The 2,582-nt window shown below is 41.8% G+C and carries 2 protein-coding genes and 1 pseudogene; all 3 read right to left on the reverse strand.

The features are described from left to right. Positions 1–1,200: pseudogene (locus DWY57_RS20580) on the reverse strand (RHS repeat-associated core domain-containing protein); the annotation flags it as partial. A 270-nt stretch (positions 1,201–1,470) separates the two neighbouring features. Next, positions 1,471–1,878, reverse strand: coding sequence for an NTF2 fold immunity protein (locus DWY57_RS20585; protein WP_051642902.1), 408 nt, complete (start codon positions 1,876–1,878; stop codon positions 1,471–1,473). 12 nt (positions 1,879–1,890) lie between these two features. Then, positions 1,891–2,582: DUF4329 domain-containing protein (locus DWY57_RS20590; RefSeq protein ID WP_133302473.1), on the reverse strand; the 692-nt coding region annotated here is incomplete at its 5' end.

Here is a 2,582-nt window from a genome sequence, read left to right on the forward strand (position 1 = left end):
ATCATAATGTCTCGCCCCATAATCATACCAGTTCAAACCCTTCTTCGTATCAAGCTCCTTACCGTTATACTTGTAAGGCTGGGTATTGCCTGCAGTGCCAAACACACCACCGAAAGGGTAGTAATGGTTCGTTTCCTCCACAGTACCTGACTGGTTGATTACTACACGGTTGTTACCTTGATGGTCCTTCAGATAGTAATGATACTGCTGGGTACCGGTCAGGTTGATGTAACCCTCTTCGGTGAGCAACAACTTCTGAGTACCGTTTTCATAGATCACATTACCGCAGTAGTCAGTCGTTGTGGTTGTACTACCTATCTTATGGACTGTTCTCAGTTTCGTGCCGTCAGCACCATAAGTATAGGTGATTGTGCTACCATCACTGAACGATACCGTACTGGGCAAATTTAATACATTATATTGAATATCGGTAATTCCCTTATTCAAATCTTTCGTTAAATTACCATTGACATCGTAGGCATACTCCCCTGCGACGCTTGCACCGTTCACAAAGGCAGTGTTTGTACCGTATGCAGCGGTACTCACCGCATCCTCCACACAGCTCAACTGATTGCCGTTCAGGGTGAGAGTCAGGTTATCAAGCAGGCCGTAGGCACTGGCACCAGTCTGGCCATAACGTTGCAAACTCTTGATGTTACCGTTCTTGTCATAACCCGTAACGTTCTCCGAGAAGCGGTTCGCATTCGTGCTGATACTTGCTGTCTCGCCATAGGTAGCGTTCAGCATCCGGTCAAGACCGTCATAAGTGAATTTGTAACCACGGACTGTACTTTCGTTCCCGGACTTCCAGGTCATACTGCTGATGCTGCCGTTGTACTTCGCAGTACCCACACCCGTGTTGTAGTACAGGTTCTGCGTGAAGCGTGTGCCGCTGATTCCCGTCAGCCAGCTACGCAGGTTGTAGGTATAAGTCAGCTTGTTGGTGCTCGTACCGTGATACTGCTTGGTCAGTAAACGACCGAAGTTGTCATAAGTCGCATCGTACAGAGTAATCGCAGTGCTGCCAAGACTATGCTGCACTTTGCTTATTCTGTCCGCATGGTCGTAGGTATAGGTATATACTTCCGTGCGCGTGGTCTTTCCGCTGGCAGTATGTGTATGTGTCACACCAGACGGCTTGTTGGAGAAAGTATAAACCGTACTTGTGATGTCGTAGCCACTGAGCAAGTTGTTCTGCACAAGCACGGTAGGACTGGAAGAAGGATTCCCCCCTGCAGGGTCAGCCGTCCCAGACTGTCGTACAAATAATACATATAGGAAATGTTATCCAGATAGGAAGTGCCCGTGCTGTTAAGCATCCGGAGAGTACGGATGTAGTCCTGCATGACCTACATCATTTGATAGACCTAAAAAACTATCCTAACATACAAGATATAGCATATCTGATGTTAGGATAGTAATTAAATAAATCTCATTGAAAAAAGGCAACTTATATTAGAGTAATATTTTTTATTTAGTATGCAAAAGCTTTATAATCTCACCATTACTTTTTCTTATTTCCACATAAGATTGTCCACAGAAAGTCAGCGCACTATCATTTCCATTAGGAATATGCCCTTCTATTACCCATATTCCATTTACCAAGTTAACAGAAAAAGGTTTTTCTTTCTCTATACTTTCCTTTCCATAAATTTCCAATAGTACGCATTCCGCTATCTTTACTGCAATATCCGCTGTAGGTATAAATCCCTCTGCAGGAACATAGCTTTTCATATCAGTATAAAAATCTGTTGAGAGACTATCATTCATTACATACTCAATCTGTTGAGATGATTGTTGATCTTCTCCGACCTTCGATGTACTGTTTGTACATGACATCGCAAATAGCATTAAAGCAAAAAAATAAGTCCTATACATATTGCTATCTTTTTAAAATACCCAATGAATATGTTCTCTCTGGCTAACAGGAATGTTTAAATCTGGCTTTTGTAGCAATTCTTTCATTCTTTGTTTACCCTTTTCAGCAGGAATATCTTTCGGATTAATATTATTCTTTCGTTTAGGATCTTTGGGATCACTAGGAAGATCACTAGTCACTATTGATGTTTTCTTACTATAAGGATTATATTCTAACAAATCGCCACTCGGCGTAGCCAAATAACCATTTTCTTTTGTTTTCTCAATATATTTTATATCAGCTTTTGAGAATTTATTATTTATATGCTCTGCGTCCGCGTCTCCATGCGAATGAATCGATCCTACAAATCTCTCACCGTTAGGAGGTAAGCTTATAGATACGCTGTGCTCTCCTTCATTGGCTGCACTATAAGAATATCCCTTTAGCTTTCCCTTTTGCTTAACTTCATAAATAGAAGAGCCCATTTCACGTTTACGTATAATAGATGCACCATTATAATACATACCCCAATCTTTAGCTGCTGCTCTTTTAGTCTTAAACAGATCACCAGGAGCATATTCCATACCATTTGGGTCTATGAACTTTACCGGATTATCGGCACAATAAGTATACGGACTCATCGAATAATATTTCTCCGCCAACGGGTCATTCGTCGTAAACCTTCCCAACGCAGCATCATAATGTCTCGCCCCATAATCATACC

The sequence above is a fragment of the Bacteroides sp. AF25-5LB genome (genome assembly GCF_003602965.1).
Lineage (GTDB): Bacteria > Bacteroidota > Bacteroidia > Bacteroidales > Bacteroidaceae > Bacteroides > Bacteroides uniformis.

Excerpts from the sequence above, each read along its gene's own strand:
- DWY57_RS20585 (WP_051642902.1), bottom strand. The coding sequence starts at position 1,878 with ATGTATAGGACTTATTTTTTTGCTTTAATGCTATTTGCGATGTCATGT.